Below are 22,842 nucleotides of genomic sequence, written 5' to 3' on the forward strand. Positions count from 1 at the left end.
ATGTACAAAATCGTGAGAAAAGAGGTATTAAATCCTGTAGTCAAACTCATGGATATTGAAGCGCCAAGAGTTGCAAAGAGTGCAAAGCCTGGCCAGTTTGTCATTATTAGAATTTATGATAAAGGGGAAAGAATTCCTCTTACTATTGCAGATTATGACCCGGAAAAGGGAACAGTTACAATTGTATTTCAAGAGGTTGGTAAATCGACGAAGCTATTGGGTACTCTCAATGAAGGAGATTATATTTTAGATTTTGTGGGGCCTTTGGGTAATACGATGGAAGTTCCCAAAGATGCAAAAAAAATATTAGGTGTTGGCGGTGGTGTAGGTATACCTGCTCTTTATCCAAAATTAAAAATGTTACATCAAGAAGGTTATAAAGTAGAGGCAATTTTAGGTGGACGAAGTGAGGAATATGTAATTTTCAAAAAAGAAATGGAAGCTGTGTGTGATAAAGTACATTATGCTACAGATGACGGTACTCTTGGCAAAAAAGGATTTGTCACGGATGTTTTAAAAGAGGTTTTAGAAAATGACAAAGAAGTAGATTATGTGATTACTGTAGGACCTGTTATAATGATGAAGAATGTTTGCAAAATGACTAAAGAATACAATATACCAACTATAGTAAGTATGAACCCATTGATGGTAGATGGGACAGGTATGTGTGGCGCTTGTAGGATTGAAGTTGGAGGAGAGACAAAGTTTGTATGTATGGATGGGCCGATTTTTGATGGACACCTTGTGAATTTTGATTTGGCAATGACAAGGCTCAATATGTTTAAAAAGCAAGAAAAAGTGTCATTAGAATTGTATGAACAACATCATGGAGGTGATCACCATGGCCGTTAAAGATAGAGTGCCTATGAAAGAACAGGATCCAAAAGAGAGAAGGAAAAATTTTAATGAAGTAGCGTTAGGATATACTGAAGAGGAGGCAATTGCTGAAGCTTCAAGGTGTATACAATGTCCTAAACCTACTTGTGTGGCCGGGTGTCCCGTCCATGTGAGAATACCAGAGTTTATAAAAGCAATTACGAAAAGAGAATTTGAAGAGGCTTATAAAATAATAAAGAGTACAAATAGTTTACCTGCCGTCTGTGGCAGAGTATGTCCGCAGGAAGAACAGTGTGAAAAGAATTGCGTATTAAATAAAATTGGCAAACCTATTGCTATTGGAAGATTAGAGAGATTTGTAGCTGATTATGCCCTTCAAAATAATATTGAAGAAGAAGTAAAGCCTGAGAAGAAAAATAAAAAAGTGGCTATAATAGGTGGAGGACCTGCAGGACTTACTTGTGCAGGAGACCTTCTAAAAATGGGCTATGATGTTACAATTTTTGAGGCTTTGCATGCTTTGGGTGGAGTTTTGACCTATGGGATTCCCGAATTTAGATTACCCAAGAGAATTGTGGAAGCAGAAATAGAAAGATTAAAGAAATTAGGTGCAAAAGTTGAGACTAACGTGGTTGTGGGAAGGACAGTTACGATTGACCAATTAATGGAGGAAGAAGGCTTTGAAGCAGTATTTGTTGGCACAGGTGCTGGACTTCCTAAGTTAATGGATATTCCGGGCAAGAATTTGAATGGTGTTTATTCTGCCAATGAATTTTTGACAAGAATAAATCTTATGAAAGCATATAAATTTCCTGAATATGATACTCCTATTGTAGTAGGTAAGAGAGTAGCTGTAATAGGTGGAGGAAATGTTGCAATGGATGCTGCACGTTCTGCTCTAAGGCTTGATGGTGTGGAAGAAGTAACTGTAGTATACAGGCGTTCAAAAGAGGAGATGCCAGCAAGGGCGGAGGAGATAGAGCATGCTATTGAAGAAGGTATAAAATTTGAGTTTTTAGCTAACCCAATAAGGATAAATGGGACAGAAGATGGATGGGTAAAAAGTATGGATGTAATAAGAATGGAATTAGGTGAGCCTGATAGCTCAGGAAGAAGGAGACCTATTGAAATACCTGGCTCTGAGTTTACAATAGAAGTAGATACAGTGATTATGGCTTTAGGAACAAGCCCTAATAATTTGATTCCTTCCACTACAAAAGATATCGAGATTCAAAAATGGGGCGGCATAATTGCCGATGAAACCGGTAAAACCTCAAAACCGGGTGTGTTTGCTGGTGGCGATGCGGTGACTGGTGCTGCAACTGTAATACTTGCAATGGGTGCAGGCAAACAAGCAGCTAAAGCTATAGATGAATATTTGAGAAATAAAAAATAAAGACAAAAATTATGACTTGTATTAATAAAAAAGCCGGTTTCGGCTTTTTTTTGTACAGAAAAAATTATATAATAATAATTAACAGGATAGAGAAATATGATAGTTAGTAAGTAAATAAACTCAATGTGGATGAGGAAGATGAAATATAGTGTGGAAGAAAAGGGGACAAAGGTAATTGTAAGGGGGATTGAAGATTTTAACCTTAAAGAGACTTTTGAGTGTGGGCAGTGTTTTAGATGGAATGAGGAAGAGGATGGAAGCTATACAGGAGTTGCTTACGATAGAGTGATAAACGTGAAATTGGAAGGAGACGTGTTGATAATTGACAATACAGATTTAAATGACTTTTATGACATTTGGTTTGACTATTTTGATTTAGGAAGAGATTACAAGCAAATAAAAGAAAATCTTTCAAAGGATCCTATATTAAAAGAAGCAATTCAATATGGGCAAGGTATAAGGATTTTGCGCCAAGATACTTGGGAAACTCTTATTTCATTTATAATCTCTCAAAATAACAGAATACCACAGATAAAGAAAGTAATAGAAAATCTTGCTAGTTCTTTTGGAAATCCAATTGAGTATAAAGGCAGAGTATATTATACTTTTCCCAAAGCAGAAGAATTAGTTATGTTTGATGTTGAGACGATTGCCCAAACAAAATGTGGCTTTAGAGCGAAATATATACTTGATGCTGCTTCCAAAGTTTTTTCCGGAGAAATAGACCTGTTAAAGTTGTTTGAATACAGTACTAATGAGATAAGAGATATTCTTATGAGTATAAATGGGGTAGGTCCAAAAGTTGCAGATTGTGTTATTTTGTATTCTATAGGCAGATACGATACTTTTCCTACAGATGTATGGATAAAAAGAATTGTTGAGTATCTGTATTTAAAAAGAGAAGGGACCCCTTTGGAGATTCAACTGTTTGCAATAGATAAATTTGGAGATTTGTCTGGATTTGCTCAACAGTATTTATTTTACTATGGCAGGGAGATGGGGAAAAAAATCTTTAACGAAAGGAAGAAATAAATGTTAGGAACTGTTGTAAATTCAATTGCAATAATTGTGGGTGGTACTATTGGCACTCTTCTTAAAGTAGGAATTCCGGAAAGGTTTAAAAATATAGTCATGCAGGGTGTCGCCTTAAGTGTGATGATAATAGGGATTTCCAGTGGCCTTCAGTTTAATAATTTGATGGTAGCAATTGTAAGTCTTGTGATAGGCGGTGTTATAGGAGAGGCTTTAGACATTGAAGGGTATCTTAATAAGTTAGGGGATGTGTTGCAAAAAAAATTGAGTAAAGATAACAGTTCTACAATAAGTAAAGGATTTGTAACAGCTAGTTTAGTTTATTGCATCGGTGCAATGGCGATTGTTGGTTCTTTGAAAGATGGACTTTCAGGAGACCATAGTATATTATTTGCTAAATCTGTGCTAGATGGCATTTCCTCAATAATTTTTGCTTCTACTTTTGGAATAGGTGTTGTTTTTTCAGCTATTTCGGTATTTTTGTATCAAGGTTCTATTTCATTAGGTGCATCTTTTTTGCAAGGGCTTTTGACAAAACCAGTGATTGACGACATGACAGCTGTAGGAGGAGTATTGATATTTGCGATTTCTTTGAATATGTTAGAGATTAAGAATATAAAAGTGGGGAATTTGTTGCCAGCTATTTTTATACCTATTTTTTATCAGATTTTACTAAACATGATAAAAGGATTTTAGGCGGTGTGAATATGAAGCCAATGAAAAGCATTGATGTGGCAAGAATTGCAATAAAAATGGCTATGTGTACAAGGGAAGAGGAAGAAATACTAAAAAACAAATATTGGCAACAAGGAGTAAAAGTTGCAGCTGTTGACTATGGTGGAGAATACGTAAATTCTATATCTAAAATTATTGAAAGAGCGGTAGTAGCGGCTAAAAGAGAAGGAATTATAGAAGACACACACGCTGCAGAAGGAGCTGTAGCAGGAGCTGCGCATGAAGCTGCTATACAAGTCATGAACAAAGCTATGGGACTTAATGTAGGTGGAAAAATAGGCATTGCCTATGCTGATGAGCATCTTTGTGTTTGTGTGTTTTTTGCTGTAGGGATGCTAAACTTAAATGAAGTGGCAATTGGACTAGGACATAGGTCATTAAAATGAGGGGGCTAGCCCCTCATGCTTTTTTTAAAGCTTCTTCTATATTTATCATTCCACTTCCTTGTGTCCATAATCCTGCATCGTCAATTTTTACTGCTGTCGATTTTAAAATATTTTTTATTTGTACATTAGTCAAATTAGGATTTTTTTCAAGGAGTAGTGCTGCTGCACCTGCTACGATTGGAGTTGCCATAGAAGTTCCTGTAGCGCTTCTGTAGGCCTTATTTATCATTATTTCATCTGCTCCAAAAGGTACATTTCCTGAAGCAGTTGAGATTATTTTTACTCCTGGAGCTACTACGTCTGGTTTGTATAGATAAGGTGAGCCTCTTCCAGAAAATTGAGCTATTTCATCATCGCTTATATCAGAAGTTCTTTTGTCATCCACTGCTCCCACTGTTATTGCATTTTTACTGGTACCCGGAGAAGTTATTGTATTGTAATTAGGTCCGGAATTTCCTGCTGCAACAGTTACTACTAATCCATTTCTCCAAAGAGTATCTACTCCTCTTACCAAAGGATCTAAGAAAGTAGGGAGAGAGGGCGTTTCTCCTATTGATAGGGAAACTATTCGTATATTGTATTTGTCTTTATTGTCTAAAACCCATTGCATCCCCGCTAATATGTCAGAGGACAAGCCTCTACCATAAGCATCTAATACTTTTACTGCTACTATATTAGCTTCAGGGGCTACTCCTTTGTATTTTCCATTAGAAGTGTATCCATTTCCTGCTGCATCTCCAGCTACGTGAGTGCCGTGGCCGTTGTCGTCATAAGGCTGTTTTTTTCCGTTTACTACATCGTGAAATGCCACTATGCGATTTTTTGGTTTGGTAAAATCAGGATGAGGATATATTCCTGTATCTAAAAAGGCAATTGTTACTCCTTTTCCTGTATAGCCTAAATCGTTGACTTTTCGAGAGGCAATTTCTTGTGTAGCGATGTTAAGCTGAAGCTTCACAGTTGAATCTTCTGCTATGAAATGAACTCCTTTTAGTGCTGCAAAATTTTTTAATTTGTCACAGGGCAAATTCACTGACCAAGCTTTTATAATCGGCAGTTCAAATTTTATGCTGCCACCTAATTTTTCAACTCTTTTTTTTAAGACCTCATAAGGAAGGTGGGAATATAAAATCACTGGAACACATTCGCTTCTCAAGTACATAGCTTTATATAAAAGTCTTTTGTCAATTTTGTTTGTTACATAAATTTCTTTTGCGATTTTTGAAAAAGCAAATATAGGAATTAAATTCATTAGCTTACCTCCTCGTATAATTAATTTTAAAGGCAATAAATTTGTCTCACTTCTTAAAATTTAATAAAGCAAATTTATAACTGGAAATCTTTAATATTCTCATCTTGTCTAAAATCTTATCTATTGCCATGAATCCGTAATATTGCGCAATATGCAGGATTCATGGCGCGGCCGTCTCATCTTTTTTCGGCCTTATTATTTACTTTTGAGATAACTTGTAGCATTATTATACTGTAAAGTTAATGTGGGACAGGCTTTCGTCCTCCATGCGGCTTGACCGCTCTTTTAAGTGTGGTCCCTACACCAGATTTGCCTTTTCTTACGCGAAATCTGCTTTGTCATATATAAGCCCCTGGCAGCAGAGGATTCAGGCTTATATATTAAGAGCTAATTGCGAGGTTGCTACATAATCTGGTTGCTAGGGTTATCTCAAATTAACTTTTACTTACTTTATCACTTTTGAAAGGAGGTGTAACAATCTTGAATAAGCTTTTTGTTGGTATGGATGTAAGCCTGAATGATGTCAAGGTTCATATTCTCGACCAGGAGGGTAATGATGCTTCCTCTCGTTTTTCTGTAGAAAATAACCCTCATGGTTGTGATGTTATAGTATCACGTATCTTGGAGTGTTGTAATAAATACAATATCCAAAAGGTCTTTATTGGTTTGGAATCTACCTCAGTCTATGGCTGGCACCTCCAGTATTATTTGGCTGATCATTTTGCTCTTAAGCCTTATCAACCTTCTATTACTACTTTTAATGCTAATATTATTAATGCTTTTAAAAAGTCTCTCGGCAATTTGCCTAAAAATGACTGGATGGATGCCTTTGCTATTGCTGAAAAACTGAGATTCGGTAGACTCCCTAAATCTTGTTCTGTAGATTTTAGATATCTTGCTCTCCAGAGGCTTACTCGCCATCGCTTTCACATTGTTAATAGTATTGTTAGAGAAAAAATTATTTACTCAGCAATTTGTTCCTTAAGTTTAGCGGTTTGTGCCAAAATAAAGTCTTTAGTAATAATTTTGGAGCAACTGCTACTGAAATGTTTAATGAGTTTTTCACCCTTGATGATATTGCGGCTCGACCGCTTGATGAGCTTGCCGGCTTTTTGGTTGATAAGAGTAAAGATCGCTTTGATGATCCAGAAGCTACAGCTAAATTGCTTCAAGAGGCTGTTCGCAAGTCTTATAGAATTAATGCTACTGTAGATGATTCTTTAAACTTTGTTATCAAGTCTTGCTTTGATAATCTACAGTCCCTTGAAAAACAGAAGAAAGCTGTAGAAAAAGCCATTATTAATGAGGTAAAAGGATTTAACAATGAATTTCTTTGTCTTACATCAGTAAAAGGTATTGGCCCAACCATCGCAGCCGGCTTAATATCTGAGATAGGCGGAATTTCAAGGTTTGATAATGATAATGCCCTTGCAAAGTTTTCCGGCCTTTATTGGTCAGAATACCAGTCTGCTGATTTTAAAGCGGAGGACACATATCTCAAGCGTACTGGTAATGAGTATCTCAGATATTATTTTATTCAAGCAGCTGACCAACTCAGGAAGTATTTACCTGAGTTCTCACAATACTATGCTCGCAAATTTAAAGAAAGCAAAACTCACAAGCATAAACGTGCTCTTGTATTGACTGCACGTAAAACTGTAAGGTTAGTCTTCGCTCTGCTGCGCGAAGAAAAACTTTATAAATCCCCAATAATGAAAGGAGATGATTGTATAAGTTAACATATTATCCCATAACCATATTTTACATTAATTTCCATCAGCTTATTGCGTGATGGTTAGCTTTGCTATGCCCTTTTTTAGGTTATTTTATTAAATTTTTTTTGAATTTTTTTTATCACCCTCTTGACATATTACCGAAATACTTTCATGCTATTAACACAATATGTGAAATATAAAAATTTGTTAGTGGAAATTTAAAAAGTGTCACCATATGAAGTTATGTCATATTATGTAGTAGGTCTGAAAAGACCTCCATATAAAAAGGTTGAAGCTTGAAAGGAGGAAAATATTTATGCCAGTAGATAAAAGCGGAGCAGGATTTGGGTGGTTTTGGATTATAATCATAATACTTTTAATCCTCTTGTTTGTTCCAGGTTTCATTGTTGAAGAACCAAAGGCTTGATTAGGTGTTAAAAATTGCTTAAAGGGGGATCAATATGGCAGGAACAAGTTCAGTTTTTGGCGAAAGCAATTTGTTGTTTTTCTTCTTGATACTTGTATTAGCGCTTGGTGGAGGCTGGCTTAATGTAACATGGTCTTTAGAGACATTGCTGTTCTTTTTCATACTCCTTGTAATAATAATGGATGGCGGATTAGGCTGGTTTTTCAATGAACTCAAGTAATTTTAAAGGGCTCTATCCTGCGATAGAGCCCTGTTTACGTGCGCCCGGCATGGGCGATAACTAGGCGGTGAAAGTCCGCTGTGGGCTTGGTAGTGGGAACCACTAGCCAAGAGCAAGGGTGTCCATCGTGAGGTGGAATCTGAAGGAAGCTTAAGGCAAAATCTCGGTCTGATGAACAAGAACCAGATAAGAGGCTGAATTGGGATGGATGAGTTTGCGTAACAAAACGAAGTCCAACACTACCCGAATCCCATACAGTAAATCTGGCAGATATATGAGATGAAAGTTATCGTTCTTACCCGGGGAGGTCTCAAGGATAAGTCATGGAAGTAAAATCTGAAGTGACAACCCATGCAGTGATGTATGGCTGAACCTTGAGAAGTCAGCAGAGGTCATAGTACTTATCTAGACATGAATAGATAAGGAAGGACCGAACGTTAGGAGGTTTTGGAAATCTTATGGACTCGAAAGATATGCGAAGACTGCAGACAACTCAACAAAGAGGCTATCCGTTGAATAGAGAAATGGAATTTCAAAAGACAACGGAAGTGCATAGTATATCATCGGCGTCGGAAGATGGAAGAAACGAAGTACAAAGATATACCGGCAAGATGCTTGAAATGATAGTAGAACGAGGGAACATGGAAGCAGCATACAAGCGCGTTGTTGCAAATAAAGGAAGCCATGGAGTCGATGGGATGGGAGTAGATGAACTTCTACCGTATCTCAAAGAAAACTGGGCAACCATAAAACAACAACTGCTGGAGGGGAAATACAAACCACAACCAGTGCGAAGAGTAGAAATTCCCAAACCTGATGGAGGAAAAAGACTACTAGGAATACCTACAGTACTAGACAGACTAATACAACAAGCAATAGCCCAAATACTAAATAAAGTCTACAACCATACATTTTCTGATAGCAGTTATGTGTCATTTCTCAAATTAATTCAGCCCAAAACCGATAAAATTTTTCAGATTAAATAATCTTGTGATAAAATTAATGCTAAAGGAATGTGAAAAAAATTCATCACATTCTTTTAGCATTAATTTTTTAATTGGAGATGTTGTTTTATGCAAATAATTTTTCATGTTGATAACATTGAAGAATATTTGCAAAGAAGTAAAGATTACAATTTTCCTGACCCACCAGACAGATGCCCTCATTCTGACTGCAAGTGCAGAGTAAAACTAAAAAAGCACGGTTTTTACTACCGTTACTATTTAGATGGACCTAACTGTGTAAAAATAGCCATAAGAAGGTATATATGCCCTGTGTGCAAAAGGACTCTTTCCTACCTCCCTGATTTCTGTATTCCTCATTTTCAGTATTCTTTCAATATGATTGTAAAGTCTTTAAAAGAGACACTTACAAGAGAAAAAACTCTCAGTTCTTTCATAAATGACTTAAAAAGAAACTTCCCTACCATACTATTTTCAAGACAGCATATATATTTTTACACCAAAAGGATAATGAATAATTTAAGTTTTATCATATATGGATTAAGGCAAATAGACCCTTACATAAAGTTATTCGAGGTTAGTTCTCAAAGAGAGAGGGCCAGAGAGATTTTGGACATAATAAACATTGTACCACTCTTTTCCCAACGGTTTTATGCTCATTGCCAAAAATCATTTCTGGCCCCTCTCACATAATTTTAGCATTAAACATGAAAGATTTAAATAAAAATTTTGATTTTTTCTTAGCAACATAGCTTTTTCCTTTAATGTCTCCCAGATATGAGCTAAAATTACGATTAAGAAATCAAAAAAGTGAAGGGGGAACATATAAATGCTTGATGAAAAAGCGAGAGAAGCTATAGCATTAAAGAGATTTTCACTGATAAGTCCGGTGTTAAACGGACAGGTAAAAAATCAGAAAGAATATTTTGATGCTCTTTCCGATAAACCTATTGAGATACCTTATCTTGGAATGAGAAGATATACTCCTAAGACACTTAGAGGGTGGCTGTATCAGTATTTAAGAGGTGGTATAGAAGCGTTAAAGCCGGGTTATCGAAGTGACAGAGGCAAATACAGAAAGATAGACTTTGAACTTTCAGAGAGAATAAAGCAAAAGAAGCTTGAACATCCTGAAATGCCCAACAAACTTCTTTATGAGACATTGATAGGAGAAGGAATAATATCACCGAATAAAGTATCCCTTTCGACATTCTATAGGTTTTTGAAAAACATTCCTGTAAAATCTCTAGATAAAGAAAAAGAGGGTAAAACAAAGAGATTTTCCCATGAATACATCAATGAACTGTGGCAAACTGATGTCATGTATGGGCCATATATTAAAGAAGGTAAAACAAAAAGACAAACGTACCTTATTGCCATATATAGATGATGCTTCAAGGCTTTGTACCTATGCTCGCTTTTACTATACCCAGAATTTTTTAGCTTTAAGAGACTCATTTAAAGAGGCGGTGCTAAGAAGGGGGATACCCAAAATGCTTTACACTGACAACGGAAAGATATATAGAAGCACTCAATTGGAATATATCTGTGCTTCACTAGGCACATCTCTTATTCACGCTGAGCCTTTTTCACCTCATTCAAAAGGAAAAATAGAAAGATTCTTTCATACGGTGAGAATGAGATTCTTAAGCACAATAGATCCTACCTCCGTAAAGAGTATAGATGAACTCAACATGATGTTTTTTAAATGGCTGGAGGAAGATTACAACAGAAAAGAACACAGCAGTATTGGCATGAGTCCTTTAGATTTTTTCATGTCACAAATATCAAGAATAAATATGTGTAACATAGATATGTTGAATGAATGTTTTCTCATAAGAGTAAATCGTAAGGTAAATAAGGATGCTACACTTAAAGTGGAAAATATACTTTATGAAACAGAAGAAAAGTTTAAAAATAATGCACTTAGAAGTCAGATATGACCCTGAGTGGCTTAAGGATAATACACCGCTTCTACTTTATTATGAGGGCAAAAAAGTGGGGGAAGCGTATAAAGTGAACTTTCATGAGAATGCTAAAATTCCTGCTGCGTATATAAAAGGCAAAAATGACGTAAACGAAAATGAAGAAATAAGTGATTTTACCAAGCATAAAGTAATCTCTTTTAACGATATCATTGATTGAAAGAGAGGTGCCTTAAAGTGTTTACCCAATATTTTGGAATGAAATTTAATCCATTTTCTAAAGAGATAAGTGTAAACGACCTTTACATAAGTGAAGACATTGCTGAATTAAATGCCAGGTTAAAATATTTACAAGAAACAAGGGGTATAGGACTTATCGTTGGGGAGGCCGGTTCAGGTAAATCTACTGCATTAAGAAGATATGCTGAAGGCCTCAACCGTTCTACATTTAAACCATGTTATTTCGCTTTATCTACACTTACAGTGAGAGAATTCTATCAAGCATTGGCTATGATTTTAGGCGAAACACCCTCATACAAAAAAGTAACGCTCTTTTACCAGATACAAAGAGCGATAACAGAACTTTACTATAGCCAGAAAATAACTCCTGTCATAATATTAGATGAAATACAACTGGTTTCTAATGATGTTCTTGAAGATTTGAGAATAATATTTAACTTTAATATGGATTCTCAAAACCCGTATATATTGATACTTTCAGGACAACCACACATAAGAAACAAACTAGCTCTCAATGTAAACAGTGCACTAAGGCAAAGAATTTCTATAAAGTATGTGATGCAAGGGCTAAAAAAAGAAGAAATTCAAGATTATATAAAAACAAGAATGAAAATAGCCGGAATGATGGATGATATATTTACACCATCAGCATATGAAGCAATATATTCCCTAACAAAAGGGCTCCCAAGGATAATAAATAACCTGGTAACAGCTTCTTTACTCTATGCGTATTCTAAAAGGCTAAGAGAAATAGACGAAGAAGTAATATACCAGGCACAAAATGAAATCAGTTTATGAGAGTAGCACTTTTTGTGTTACTCTCAATTTTATTATATATTAATTAAATAAAATTTCAATAACAGATATTAACATATTTTGGCGGTAATGCTCTTGGAAGGTGAAAAAAATTTTTAATCAGGCTGTAATAATTTGAGAAAAAATACTTTTATGCACTTAAAAAATGCCATTATAATTTGAAAATCTTTGGAGATTTAATTTGAGAATTGACAGTTATGGATTCAGACCAGGACGCAGTGCAAAAGACGCAATAAAAGCCGCAGAAGCATACATAAATGAAGGATACACATGGGTTGTAGATATGGACTTAGAAAAGTTCTTTGACAGAGTAAACCACGACATAATAATGTCCAAACTAGAAAAGCGGATAGGAGATAAAAGGGTACTAAAGTTAATACGAAGATACCTAGAATCAGGAGTAATGATAAACGGAATCAAAGTATCAACAGAAGAAGGGACACCCCAAGGAGGGCCATTAAGTCCCCTATTAGCAAACATAATGTTGGACGAACTAGACAAAGAACTTGAGAAACGAGGGCATAAATTCTGCCGATATGCAGATGACTGCAACATATATGTAAAAAGCAGGTCTGCAGGAAACAGAGTAATGAAGAGCATAAAGAAATTCATAGAAAGCAAATTAAAACTAAAAGTCAACGAAGCAAAAAGTGCTGTAGATAGACCATGGAGAAGAAAATTTCTTGGATTTTCATTCTATACAAAAGAAAACGAAGTAAGAATAAGAATCCATGAAAAATCCATCAAAAGGTTTAAGGAAAAAGTAAGAGAAATAACCAATCGGAACAAGGGAATAAGCATGGAAAACAGAATAAAAAGACTAAATCAAATAACAACAGGATGGGTCAACTATTTTGGATTAGCAGACGCGAAAAGCATAATGAAAACCCTTGACGAATGGATAAGGCGAAGACTAAGGGCATGTATATGGAAACAATGGAAGAAGATAAAAACGAAGCATGATAACTTAGTAAAACTAGGAGTAGAAGAACAAAAAGCCTGGGAATACGCCAATACAAGGAAAGGCTACTGGAGAATATCCAATAGCCCAATCCTAAATAAGACTCTTACAAATAAATACTTTGAAAGCATAGGTTATAAGAGTTTATCCCAAAGATATCTAATTGTACACAATTCCTAATGAACCGCCGTATACCGAACGGTACGTACGGTGGTGTGAGAGGACGCTGAATAAAATAATTATTCAGCTCCTACTCGATTTAAAAAATTTGATGCGTGTGGAGTGATAATATATGTCTTTTTCTGGAGATACACTGCTCTTCTTTTTTGTAATTTTAACTTTGCTGTTGGATGTAAGATTTGAGCTTGAAAGTCTACTATTTTTCTTTTTAATACTTGTAATTTTGCAGGAAGAAAAACCGCGAAAAAAAGCAAAGCGATTTTTGTGGTCATTAACAGGCATTAATTTTGGTAACACAAATTCTTAAAATTACGTATTATATATTAGCTAAATATGAAAAGCTTTATTTTACTACCATTTACCTATTTGAAGGGAGGTCAAAACAGTTAAAATTGGTAGTAAAAAATGATATAATTTTAATTAGATGATGATGAATGTTATTAACTATAAAAAAGGTTAAATAGCTATATGATATAAGCAGAATTACATTAATAAACTGGGAAAAGGAAGGATTAATAACCCCAGTTAGAACAGCAAAAGGAAGAAGAAGGTAGAAAAAAGAAGATATAGAGAAGTTATTAGGCATGCTGGAAGAAAAACCAAAACCTAAAGTAGTTTTGTATGCAAGAGTGTCCAAAAAGAAACAAGAAGAATATCTTAAGAATCAAATTAGAAGGCTTGAAGAATACGCTGATTCCCAAGGATGGCAGTATGAAGTCATATCCGAAATAGCAAGTGGAGTAAATGAAAATAGAAGAGGCTTATTAAAGCTTTTGAACAAGATAAAAAGAGGAGAAGTTGAAAAAGTTGTAATAGAATATCCTGATAGACTAACGAGATTTGGCTTTGAATATCTCAAATTTTTCATGGAAAGCTTTGGAGTGGAGCTTATAGTTTTAGACGGGAAAGAAGACGAAGAAGATATAAATAAAGAGCTAGCAGAGGACTTGATAGCAATAGTAACATCTTTCGCAGCAAGAATTTACGGACAACGGGGTGGCAAAAAGCATGATAGTAATACAGGCTAAACTCATTTTTCTAAACCAACAGGACAAACAAATAGTATTAGACTTAATGAGAAGATGGTCATCCTGCATGAGATTTGCATACAAAAGGCTTCTAGAAGGTTATGATAGAAAAACATTAAAAAGAGAGCTTCAAGGGATTTTTAACTTAAACTCAAGATACGTAGATGATGCAATAATGAAAGCAAGAAGCACATTAGAATCCTCTAAAGAATTAGGGAATAATCCAAAGAAAGTAATTTTTGGAGGGAAAGATTTATTTAAAAAACTTCAAAAGCGCCATATAAATGAGAAAGAATATCAAAAACTAAAAACAAAGTGGCAAGAAAGAAGAAAAGGAAACTTTTATTCAAGAGGAGATAAAAGCAAAAAAGGAAATCTCAACACAAGAATAGAAATAAAAGAAAATGGCACTTTCTTAAGGATAAATGTAGGAGAAAGAAAATATGTATATGCCAGAATAGAAGCAGGATATAAAAAGAATAAGAGAAGAGAAGAGCTCCTTCAGGAAATCGCTGAATCAAACATACCCTACTCTGTAGAATTAAAACTCAAAAATGGCAATATATACGCCTATTTTGCTATTGAAGAAAAATATCCAGAAATAAAAATAACAAAATAGGGATGTGCAAAATTAAATAAAATAATCATAATCAAAAGCCAAAATATGTATGACATACAATATATAGTAATCAAGACTGACAATCAAACATAAAGGAAGTGGTAAGGGAAAAGAAAAGATAAAAAGAGGGCTAAAAAAGGGCATAAATATCCTGTAGGAGTCAAATGTTAAAAAATGGCATGAAATAGATTCAGTAAAAATTAGGCCGATTGCATCAAAGCAACAAGAGATCTAAACTCATCATATTTGCCCAACTTAATAGCTACAATAGCGACAGTAAGCAAAGTAATATGGCCAAAAGTATTAAGGTTGCTCACAGAATTAATATTTCTAACATAAGCCTTTTCAAAATCCAGAGCTTTAAAGCGGGAATTATATCTTTCTGATTCAATTCTCAATCTATAGACAGCCTTAAAATATAGGGAGTCTCTATTAATAGAGGACCTATAATCAGAAGATATAATAGCATACTTAGTACAGCCTCTATGCTTTTTGCCATTAAAATATTTAGGATGCTTTATAGGGCAGGCAGAATCATCTTTAGAATTACAGAACTTGCAAACAAATTTTTGCTTAATAAAACCATTAAAATACTGTTTGCCATCTTTAAGCATTTTAATACCCGCTTCACAAACCATATAACCATCATCAGTCAGAGGGGGATTTTTAGAATTACGCTTGTTAAGAGGGATAAAGCAATGACCGTGGAGAGTATCTCTAACATAATTATAGAGTTTCTTAACGTCATAACCTTTATCAGCGATAAAATTAGTACCAGTCAGTTTAAACCAATTATTAGTCTTTTCAAGTAAAGACAAAGCAACTTCAAAATCAGGGACATCAGCGGGAGTAGTAGTTTCAGCGATAGGTAAACCAGAGATAGCATCAACAATAATATGATTTTTATATCCCCAATAAAACTTATAACGTTTATTAGAAGAATCATTAGAAGCAGAATAAACGCCTAATTTACAATCCTTATCAGACTTAGGCTGATTATCTTTAGAGAATTTATTTTTAGAAAAAGACTTAGGGTTATTTAACTTAGTGTTAGCTTTAATAGGAGTAGAATCCATGGAAATAAACTCACCAGAGATAATACCCATATTTTTGAGGATATTGACTTGATTTTGAAAGATAGTGGTTAAATAATCATGAGAGAAGTCATTAATAAAACGGCGAAAAGTCCAATAAGAAGGAAGAGGTTTAGAAATATCGAAGCCACAAAGATGAGCAATGATAAGATTATTGCGGAGATAATCTAAAAGGTCAGAAATTGTACCGAATCTTTCAGCTTTCATAACAATAAAAGCTCTAAAAAGTGCATGATGAGAATAACCCTTACGGCCAGGACTAGAGGAAGGGAATTCAGGTATTGAAGACAGGTCAAGATTTTCAAACATAGAAGAATAGAAATCAATTTTAGACTGAGAGGTAAAGAGTTCAGGTATATTTAAAAGTAATTGAAGCTGGTACATGTAGGAATTCCTCCTCCTTAAAAAAATTTTTATAGTGTATATATAATAATTCGACAAATGGGAGGGGAAATCCTACATAAAAGATAAAAAATTCAAGAGTGATAGAAAAAAAGCATGTCTATGAAATGGCTTAAATGAAGGCTTTTGAATTTTGCACAAGTCTAATAACAAAAGACAAAGGAGTCATAGCAATAGATATAAATGCATATCCAGACAACATATCATGGACAGAAGTAGATGAAAAAGGGAAGCTAATAAGCTATGGCAGTATACCAATGCCAGAGCTTGCAACTGGAAATAAAGACAAAAAAGAATATTTCAGATGGCAGTATGCTCACAAGATAGTAAAAATAGCAAAAAAGAAAGGAAAAGCAATTGTAATTGAAGAATTAGAAATAAAAGAAAAAGGCAAAAGAGGAGACTTTTCAGGGAGAAAATCAAGGAGAATAAGGCATAGCTTTAGCTACAAATCACTTCTTTCAAAAATAAAAACAATAGCAAAAAGAGAAAAGATAGAAGTAATAGAAGTCAATCCTTCTTATACCTCAATAATAGGCATGTTAAAATATGCACCACAGTATATGATAACAAAAGATATAGCAGCAGCCTATGTAATAGCAAGAAGGGGATTAAAACTGCAAGAAAAAATACCAGACAATTATATAAAGTTTCTCAACGCATTGACTGTAGAAGAATTAGAAGAATTAAAAGAGCACGTAAAGAAAACAGTCAGGAACAAGCATATAAAGAAAAAGCACATAAGGGAAATAAATAAAGCAATAGAATTTTTACAAAGCCTTGAGAGTGAGCCAGGAAGGGTGCTAGAACCTCTGGATGGAACAAGTTTTAGTGCCTATAATTTCTGGCGAGTTCTCAAGGTAGCGGTGGTAACGCCACTCTCCCCTGAGAAGGTACCAAGAGACTTCTCTGCCCTGAAGGAATTACTAATTCAGGGCAAGTGGGGAGATCCGTAAAGGCGCAAGTTCCTGCTTCTTGGGGCAGGGGCTATGGCTTTCCCAAATACCGCCTGCTGGGGCTGGGAAAGCCTGAAAGGCGGACTACAAATACCCCAGCTATCTAAACTGTACATTTTTGTACAGTTTGGGTAACCAGGTAGTATTTATGCCAGAAGAAAAAGGAGCAGGTTTTGTTGCAGGATGGTTTTGGATTTTCATAATAATAATTTTAATACTTCTATTTGTTCCAGGAATAATTATTTGGGAAAAAAATTAGACAAAAAATAGGGGTGGTCTATAATAATAGACTAGCCCCTTACATATATTTAGTAAGAGATTAAAAATAGGGGGAATTTGTTTTGCAAAAGGAGATTTTATTAAAAATACTTGCTGTAGAACTTTTGATAGTAGCATTTGTGAGATTTCAGGTAATGGGTATAGAAAAGGAAAGAGAAAAAGAAGAAGTTACAGAAGAAGATAAAGATGAATTATCTTCACCGCAGGAAAATAAAAAAACTTCAATAGATGTGTACGAAGTGATAACAAAGGGAAAAGATTTTGTAGGTAGCATAAAGCCTTATCTAAACAAGAGAGACCAATATTATGTAGATATTTTCTCTAAAATAGCCGAAATAATTGAAATACAAAAAAAATTGATGAGCCTTTCAGAAGAAGAAATTGAAATGGCAGAAAAAATAGAAGTAGATAAAATAGGAATTTTGAAAGCGATAAAACCCTACATAACGGAAGATAAAAAAATTGTGATAGATAAGTTTTTAAAATTTCATGAAGCGTTGAAGAATTTGCAAGAAAAAATGGAGAAATATTCAAAAGAAGAAGATAAAGACAATATTTTCGACAAAATAATTGATATTTATGAGGCCCTAAGGCCTATAATTCCTGAAGAAAAGTTAGAAGAAACTGATAAGCTGGCAAAGAATATAAAATTGTTGGAAGTATTAAACAAAGCAGAGGGTATTATGAACAGCATGAAAGAGGAGAAAAAACAATTACAATCTTCTACTAGGAGTATGGAGGAAGAAGAGCAAAAAGCAGAAGAAAATAAAGAGGAAATAGAAAGAATAGAAGATAAAGGGGAAATATCGAAAATAGAGGAAGGAGATAAAATTTTAGATACCAATAAAAAAGAAACAGAGGAACAATTAGAGAAAGAAGAAAACAATTCATTACCTCAAGGATTATCTGACCAGCAGGTAGCAATTATAGACAATCTAAAATCTATGTTGACAAAGGAACAGCAGCAGTATATGTATAATATGATTAATTATCTTAAACAACAAGGATTAGTTAAATCTGAAGGTAAAGGGGAATAAATATTTTCCCTGTATTTTTTATTTTTAAATACAAAATACAGAAACATAGTCTAAATCGATAAATAATGGCATAAAATCATAATATTTGGGCAAAATCATAAATAATCAGATTATATGGCCTAAAATTGGCTATAATAAGGTTTGATATGTTTTACCACTTAAATTAATATAGAGATTGGGATTAGCACTCACATAAGTTGAGTGCTAACAAATGAAGGAGGAGGGATAAAGAGTATGAGATTAAAACCGCTCGGAGACAGAGTTGTGGTCAAAGTAATCCAGGCAGAAGAAGTTACAAAAGGTGGAGTCATTCTACCTGGTACAGCAAAAGAAAAACCACAACAAGGTGAAGTAGTTGCAGTAGGAACAGGGGAATACATAGACGGCAAAAAGGTAGAATTAGAAGTTAAAGTCGGTGATAGAGTAATCTTCTCCAAGTATGCTGGGACAGAAGTTAAATTAGATGGTGAAGAATATTTACTTTTAAGAGAAAGCGATATTCTAGCAATTATCGAATAAGGAGGTAGTTAAAAATGGCAAAACAAATCAAATATGGTGAAGAAGCTCGTAGAGCATTAGAAAGAGGAGTTAATGCAGTTGCGGATACTGTAAAAGTTACACTAGGACCAAGAGGTCGTAATGTGGTACTTGACAAAAAGTATGGTTCCCCAACAGTAACAAATGACGGTGTTACAATTGCGAGAGAAATTGAATTAGAAGACCCATTTGAAAATCAAGGGGCTCAGCTTTTGAAAGAAGCAGCTACAAAAACTAATGATATTGCTGGTGACGGTACAACAACTGCAACACTTTTAGCACAAGCAATGGTTCGTGAAGGGCTTAAAAACCTCGCTGCAGGAGCTAACCCAATGCTTTTAAGAAGAGGCATTGCAAAAGCTGTTGATGCTGCAGTTGAGGGATTAAAGAGGATATCTAAACCTATAGATAATAAAGAGTCAATTGCTCACGTTGCCTCTATATCAGCAGCTGATGAAGAGATAGGAAAGCTCATTGCAGAAGCAATGGACAAAGTAGGAAAAGATGGAGTTATAACTGTTGAAGAATCAAAAACATTAGGTACAACTCTTGAAGTTGTTGAAGGAATGCAATTTGACAGAGGATATATCTCCCCTTATATGGTGACAGATGCTGAAAAAATGGAGGCAGTATTAGAAGAGCCTGTTATTCTTATTACAGATAAAAAAATCTCAAATATTCAAGATTTGTTACCACTCTTAGAACAAATAGTACAGCAGGGCAAGAAGCTTCTCATTATTGCTGATGACGTAGAAGGAGAAGCATTGGCAACATTAATTGTTAACAAATTAAGAGGTACATTTACATGTGTAGCTGTAAAAGCTCCTGGTTTTGGTGACAGAAGAAAAGAAATGTTACAAGATATAGCAATACTCACAGGCGGTCAAGTAATTTCCGAAGAATTAGGTTATGACTTGAAAGATGTAAGATTAGATATGCTTGGCCGTGCAAGACAAGTAAAAGTTACGAAAGAATATACAACAATTGTAGGTGGCGCAGGTGATCCATCAGAAATTAAGAAGAGAGTAAATCAAATAAAAGCTCAGATTGAAGAAACGACATCAGACTATGACAGAGAGAAATTACAAGAAAGACTTGCAAAATTGGCTGGTGGTGTAGCTGTAATTCAAGCTGGTGCTGCAACTGAGACAGAACTCAAAGAAAAGAAACACAGAATTGAAGACGCATTAGCAGCTACAAAAGCAGCAGTAGAAGAGGGTATAGTACCTGGTGGCGGTATTGCCCTTCTCAATGTAATAGAAGATGTACAAAAAGTAGTTGACTCCTTAGAGGGCGATTTCAAGACGGGTGCTAAGATAGTATTAAGAGCATTAGAAGAGCCTGTAAGACAAATTGCAACAAATGCTGGTGTTGACGGTTCTGTAATAGTAGAAAAAATAAAAGCTGCTAAAGATCCAAACTTCGGATATGATGCTTACAAGGAAGAATTCACAGACATGTTCAAAGCAGGTATTGTGGACCCAACAAAAGTTACAAGGACAGCTTTACAAAATGCTGCGTCAATTGCTTCAATGATACTCACAACAGAGGCAATAGTAGTAGACATACCAGAGAAGAATACAGGAATGCCAAATCCCGGAGCAGGAATGGATATGATGTAATCAAAAAAGGCTGAGTTGAGGCTCAGCCTTTTTTAAGCTTTTTAAACTTGACACTTTTGCGATTGTCTGATAAAATACTTTTGTAATAATATTAAGCGCCCGTAGCTCAGCAGGATAGAGCAGCAGTTTCCTAAACTGCGTGCCGGAGGTTCGAGTCCTCTCGGGCGCACCATTACCATAGAAATTAGTAATATCAAGGATTCTAACTATCTTATAGTTAGAATCCTTTTTTACGTGCGCCCGGCATGGGCGATAACTAGGCGGTGAAAGTCCGCTGTGGGCTTGGTAGTGGGAACCACTAGCCAAGAGCAAGGGTGTCCATCGTGAGGTGGAATCTGAAGGAAGCTTAAGGCAAAATCTCGGTCTGATGAACAAGAACCAGATAAGAGGCTGAATTGGGATGGATGAGTTTGCGTAACAAAACGAAGTCCAACACTACCCGAATCCCATACAGTAAATCTGGCAGATATATGAGATGAAAGTTATCGTTCTTACCCGGGGAGGTCTCAAGGATAAGTCATGGAAGTAAAATCTGAAGTGACAACCCATGCAGTGATGTATGGCTGAACCTTGAGAAGTCAGCAGAGGTCATAGTACTTATCTAGACATGAATAGATAAGGAAGGACCGAACGTTAGGAGGTTTTGGAAATCTTATGGACTCGAAAGATATGCGAAGACTGCAGACAACTCAACAAAGAGGCTATCCGTTGAATAGAGAAATGGAATTTCAAAAGACAACGGAAGTGCATAGTATATCATCGGCGTCGGAAGATGGAAGAAACGAAGTACAAAGATATACCGGCAAGATGCTTGAAATGATAGTAGAACGAGGGAACATGGAAGCAGCATACAAGCGCGTTGTTGCAAATAAAGGAAGCCATGGAGTCGATGGGATGGGAGTAGATGAACTTCTACCGTATCTCAAAGAAAACTGGGCAACCATAAAACAACAACTGCTGGAGGGGAAATACAAACCACAACCAGTGCGAAGAGTAGAAATTCCCAAACCTGATGGAGGAAAAAGACTACTAGGAATACCTACAGTACTAGACAGACTAATACAACAAGCAATAGCCCAAATACTAAATAAAGTCTACAACCATACATTTTCTGATAGCAGTTATGGATTCAGACCAGGACGCAGTGCAAAAGACGCAATAAAAGCCGCAGAAGCATACATAAATGAAGGATACACATGGGTTGTAGATATGGACTTAGAAAAGTTCTTTGACAGAGTAAACCACGACATAATAATGTCCAAACTAGAAAAGCGGATAGGAGATAAAAGGGTACTAAAGTTAATACGAAGATACCTAGAATCAGGAGTAATGATAAACGGAATCAAAGTATCAACAGAAGAAGGGACACCCCAAGGAGGGCCATTAAGTCCCCTATTAGCAAACATAATGTTGGACGAACTAGACAAAGAACTTGAGAAACGAGGGCATAAATTCTGCCGATATGCAGATGACTGCAACATATATGTAAAAAGCAGGTCTGCAGGAAACAGAGTAATGAAGAGCATAAAGAAATTCATAGAAAGCAAATTAAAACTAAAAGTCAACGAAGCAAAAAGTGCTGTAGATAGACCATGGAGAAGAAAATTTCTTGGATTTTCATTCTATACAAAAGAAAACGAAGTAAGAATAAGAATCCATGAAAAATCCATCAAAAGGTTTAAGGAAAAAGTAAGAGAAATAACCAATCGGAACAAGGGAATAAGCATGGAAAACAGAATAAAAAGACTAAATCAAATAACAACAGGATGGGTCAACTATTTTGGATTAGCAGACGCGAAAAGCATAATGAAAACCCTTGACGAATGGATAAGGCGAAGACTAAGGGCATGTATATGGAAACAATGGAAGAAGATAAAAACGAAGCATGATAACTTAGTAAAACTAGGAGTAGAAGAACAAAAAGCCTGGGAATACGCCAATACAAGGAAAGGCTACTGGAGAATATCCAATAGCCCAATCCTAAATAAGACTCTTACAAATAAATACTTTGAAAGCATAGGTTATAAGAGTTTATCCCAAAGATATCTAATTGTACACAATTCCTAATGAACCGCCGTATACCGAACGGTACGTACGGTGGTGTGAGAGGACGCTGAATAAAATAATTATTCAGCTCCTACTCGATTTTATATGAAAAGTTAGTTTTTTGCTGTTTTTGTGCTG

At 35.4% G+C, this 22,842-nt stretch carries 15 protein-coding genes, 1 tRNA gene and 7 pseudogenes; 21 read left to right on the plus strand and 2 right to left on the minus strand.

Translation table 11 applies throughout. The features are described from left to right. The 5 genes from THEWI_RS03160 to THEWI_RS03180 all read left to right on the plus strand — a co-directional run bounded on the left by THEWI_RS03160 (position 1) and on the right by THEWI_RS03180 (position 4,386). The gene (locus THEWI_RS03160; protein WP_006570031.1) at positions 1-852 is read left to right on the plus strand and encodes a sulfide/dihydroorotate dehydrogenase-like FAD/NAD-binding protein; all 852 of its coding nucleotides are present in this window, start codon (positions 1-3) and stop codon (positions 850-852) included. Then, complete coding sequence (gltA, locus tag THEWI_RS03165; protein ID WP_003869352.1) at positions 842-2,233, plus strand: NADPH-dependent glutamate synthase; 1,392 nt, start codon at positions 842-844, stop codon at positions 2,231-2,233. Before THEWI_RS03160 ends, gltA begins: the two co-directional genes overlap by 11 nt. Before the next feature lie 138 nt (positions 2,234-2,371). Beyond that, positions 2,372-3,265: a DNA-3-methyladenine glycosylase family protein gene (locus tag THEWI_RS03170; protein WP_003869353.1), complete on the plus strand. Its 894-nt coding sequence runs from the start codon at positions 2,372-2,374 to the stop codon at positions 3,263-3,265. Beyond that, positions 3,266-3,961, plus strand: a complete 696-nt coding sequence (locus tag THEWI_RS03175) for a DUF554 domain-containing protein (protein WP_004400731.1) — start codon at positions 3,266-3,268, stop codon at positions 3,959-3,961. It begins immediately after the preceding gene. A gap of 11 nt (positions 3,962-3,972) precedes the next feature. Then, positions 3,973-4,386 (plus strand): HutP family protein, encoded by a 414-nt coding sequence (locus tag THEWI_RS03180; protein WP_004400730.1) that lies wholly within the window; start codon positions 3,973-3,975, stop codon positions 4,384-4,386. 13 nt (positions 4,387-4,399) lie between these two features. On the opposite strand, the gene THEWI_RS03185 is transcribed toward THEWI_RS03180, so the two are convergent. Beyond that, the gene (locus THEWI_RS03185; RefSeq protein ID WP_006570034.1) at positions 4,400-5,638 is read right to left on the minus strand and encodes a S8 family peptidase; all 1,239 of its coding nucleotides are present in this window, start codon (positions 5,636-5,638) and stop codon (positions 4,400-4,402) included. Between the two features lie 501 nt (positions 5,639-6,139). Here THEWI_RS03185 and THEWI_RS03190 point away from each other — a divergent pair. From THEWI_RS03190 to THEWI_RS03235, 10 genes and pseudogenes are all read left to right on the plus strand, one after another. After that, positions 6,140-7,377, plus strand: a pseudogene (locus tag THEWI_RS03190) (IS110 family RNA-guided transposase). A 437-nt stretch (positions 7,378-7,814) separates the two neighbouring features. Further along, positions 7,815-8,000: a hypothetical protein gene (locus tag THEWI_RS03195; protein WP_003869358.1), complete on the plus strand. Its 186-nt coding sequence runs from the start codon at positions 7,815-7,817 to the stop codon at positions 7,998-8,000. 458 nt (positions 8,001-8,458) lie between these two features. Continuing rightward, positions 8,459-8,929, plus strand: a pseudogene (locus tag THEWI_RS03200) (group II intron reverse transcriptase/maturase); the annotation flags it as partial. Positions 8,930-9,073: 144 nt separating this feature from the next. Continuing rightward, positions 9,074-9,655 carry a DUF6431 domain-containing protein gene (locus tag THEWI_RS03205; RefSeq protein ID WP_014062373.1) on the plus strand — a complete coding sequence of 194 codons (582 nt, stop codon included), beginning with the start codon at positions 9,074-9,076 and terminating at the stop codon, positions 9,653-9,655. Positions 9,656-9,791: 136 nt separating this feature from the next. Further along, positions 9,792-11,107, plus strand: a pseudogene (locus tag THEWI_RS15410) (IS481 family transposase). 17 nt (positions 11,108-11,124) lie between these two features. After that, on the plus strand, positions 11,125-11,925 hold the full coding sequence (locus THEWI_RS03215; RefSeq protein WP_014062430.1) for an ExeA family protein: 801 nt from the start codon (positions 11,125-11,127) through the stop codon (positions 11,923-11,925). Between the two features lie 211 nt (positions 11,926-12,136). Continuing rightward, a pseudogene (gene ltrA, locus THEWI_RS03220) lies at positions 12,137-13,084 on the plus strand (group II intron reverse transcriptase/maturase); the annotation flags it as partial. 112 nt (positions 13,085-13,196) lie between these two features. Then, positions 13,197-13,391, plus strand: coding sequence for a hypothetical protein (locus tag THEWI_RS03225; protein ID WP_003871626.1), 195 nt, complete (start codon positions 13,197-13,199; stop codon positions 13,389-13,391). A 166-nt stretch (positions 13,392-13,557) separates the two neighbouring features. Beyond that, positions 13,558-14,112 (plus strand): annotated as a pseudogene (locus tag THEWI_RS03230) (IS607 family transposase). Further along, positions 14,093-14,728 (plus strand): annotated as a pseudogene (locus tag THEWI_RS03235) (IS200/IS605 family accessory protein TnpB-related protein); the annotation flags it as partial. The pseudogenes THEWI_RS03230 and THEWI_RS03235, both read left to right, overlap by 20 nt. Positions 14,729-14,931: 203 nt before the next feature. On the opposite strand, the gene THEWI_RS03240 reads toward THEWI_RS03235, so the two are convergent. Then, positions 14,932-16,209 (minus strand): transposase, encoded by a 1,278-nt coding sequence (locus THEWI_RS03240; RefSeq protein ID WP_014062431.1) that lies wholly within the window; start codon positions 16,207-16,209, stop codon positions 14,932-14,934. A gap of 164 nt (positions 16,210-16,373) precedes the next feature. Between THEWI_RS03240 and THEWI_RS03245 the strand changes: the two are divergent. The 6 genes and pseudogenes from THEWI_RS03245 to ltrA (THEWI_RS03270) all read left to right on the plus strand — a co-directional run. Then, positions 16,374-17,183 (plus strand): annotated as a pseudogene (locus tag THEWI_RS03245) (IS200/IS605 family accessory protein TnpB-related protein); the annotation flags it as partial. Between the two features lie 341 nt (positions 17,184-17,524). Beyond that, complete coding sequence (locus THEWI_RS03250; protein WP_014062432.1) at positions 17,525-18,499, plus strand: hypothetical protein; 975 nt, start codon at positions 17,525-17,527, stop codon at positions 18,497-18,499. A 234-nt stretch (positions 18,500-18,733) separates the two neighbouring features. Next, the gene (gene groES / locus THEWI_RS03255; RefSeq protein ID WP_003870514.1) at positions 18,734-19,018 is read left to right on the plus strand and encodes a co-chaperone GroES; all 285 of its coding nucleotides are present in this window, start codon (positions 18,734-18,736) and stop codon (positions 19,016-19,018) included. A 14-nt stretch (positions 19,019-19,032) separates the two neighbouring features. Next, complete coding sequence (groL, locus tag THEWI_RS03260) at positions 19,033-20,658, plus strand: chaperonin GroEL (RefSeq protein ID WP_003870513.1); 1,626 nt, start codon at positions 19,033-19,035, stop codon at positions 20,656-20,658. 95 nt (positions 20,659-20,753) lie between these two features. Then, positions 20,754-20,830, plus strand: a tRNA-Arg gene (locus tag THEWI_RS03265). A 482-nt stretch (positions 20,831-21,312) separates the two neighbouring features. Then, positions 21,313-22,725, plus strand: a complete 1,413-nt coding sequence (ltrA, locus tag THEWI_RS03270; RefSeq protein WP_014062433.1) for a group II intron reverse transcriptase/maturase — start codon at positions 21,313-21,315, stop codon at positions 22,723-22,725. The last annotated feature ends 117 nt before the right edge of the window (positions 22,726-22,842 follow it).

The sequence above is a fragment of the Thermoanaerobacter wiegelii Rt8.B1 genome, from assembly GCF_000147695.2.
GTDB lineage: Bacteria > Bacillota > Thermoanaerobacteria > Thermoanaerobacterales > Thermoanaerobacteraceae > Thermoanaerobacter > Thermoanaerobacter ethanolicus.

What these genes read in the sequence shown, in the direction of transcription:
- THEWI_RS03160 (WP_006570031.1), top strand. Translation starts at nt 1, where the DNA reads ATGTACAAAATCGTGAGAAAAGAGGTATTAAATCCTGTAGTCAAACTC.
- gltA (WP_003869352.1), top strand. Translation starts at nt 842, where the DNA reads ATGGCCGTTAAAGATAGAGTGCCTATGAAAGAACAGGATCCAAAAGAG.
- THEWI_RS03170 (WP_003869353.1), top strand. Translation starts at nt 2,372, where the DNA reads ATGAAATATAGTGTGGAAGAAAAGGGGACAAAGGTAATTGTAAGGGGG.
- THEWI_RS03175 (WP_004400731.1), top strand. Translation starts at nt 3,266, where the DNA reads ATGTTAGGAACTGTTGTAAATTCAATTGCAATAATTGTGGGTGGTACT.
- THEWI_RS03180 (WP_004400730.1), top strand. Translation starts at nt 3,973, where the DNA reads ATGAAGCCAATGAAAAGCATTGATGTGGCAAGAATTGCAATAAAAATG.
- THEWI_RS03185 (WP_006570034.1), bottom strand. Translation starts at nt 5,638, where the DNA reads ATGAATTTAATTCCTATATTTGCTTTTTCAAAAATCGCAAAAGAAATT.
- THEWI_RS03195 (WP_003869358.1), top strand. Translation starts at nt 7,815, where the DNA reads ATGGCAGGAACAAGTTCAGTTTTTGGCGAAAGCAATTTGTTGTTTTTC.
- THEWI_RS03205 (WP_014062373.1), top strand. Translation starts at nt 9,074, where the DNA reads ATGCAAATAATTTTTCATGTTGATAACATTGAAGAATATTTGCAAAGA.
- THEWI_RS03225 (WP_003871626.1), top strand. Translation starts at nt 13,197, where the DNA reads ATGTCTTTTTCTGGAGATACACTGCTCTTCTTTTTTGTAATTTTAACT.
- THEWI_RS03240 (WP_014062431.1), bottom strand. Translation starts at nt 16,209, where the DNA reads ATGTACCAGCTTCAATTACTTTTAAATATACCTGAACTCTTTACCTCT.
- groES (WP_003870514.1), top strand. Translation starts at nt 18,734, where the DNA reads ATGAGATTAAAACCGCTCGGAGACAGAGTTGTGGTCAAAGTAATCCAG.
- groL (WP_003870513.1), top strand. Translation starts at nt 19,033, where the DNA reads ATGGCAAAACAAATCAAATATGGTGAAGAAGCTCGTAGAGCATTAGAA.
- ltrA (WP_014062433.1), top strand. Translation starts at nt 21,313, where the DNA reads ATGGACTCGAAAGATATGCGAAGACTGCAGACAACTCAACAAAGAGGC.